This window comes from Psychrobacter sp. 16-MNA-CIBAN-0192 (assembly GCF_040309565.1).
In the GTDB taxonomy this organism is placed as follows: domain Bacteria; phylum Pseudomonadota; class Gammaproteobacteria; order Pseudomonadales; family Moraxellaceae; genus Psychrobacter.
Genome location: NZ_JBEOOX010000685.1, coordinates 1 through 239 on the forward strand (window position 1 = coordinate 1; position 239 = coordinate 239).

The window sequence follows — 239 nt, forward strand, 5'->3', positions numbered from 1 at the left end:
GTTTAAGGAGATAACCCGTTACCTATAAGATCAATCGACTGATCTAAAGAGCCTCCCATGCTTAGTATCTTTGCAAATCAAACTTATCGTCATTTATTTGCCGCGCAAGTCATTGCCCTGATTGGTACTGGTCTGGCTACCGTGGCGCTTGGGCTTCTAGCTTTTGATTTGGCTGGCAATGATGCTGGGGTTGTTATGGGAACGGCATTGGCTATCAAAATGATTGCCTATGTTGGTAT

General features: G+C 44.4%; 1 pseudogene. It reads left to right on the forward strand.

The annotated features are described in order from the left end of the window. Positions 1-57 precede the first annotated feature (57 nt). Positions 58-239, forward strand: a pseudogene (locus tag AAEY78_RS14860) (MFS transporter); the annotation flags it as partial.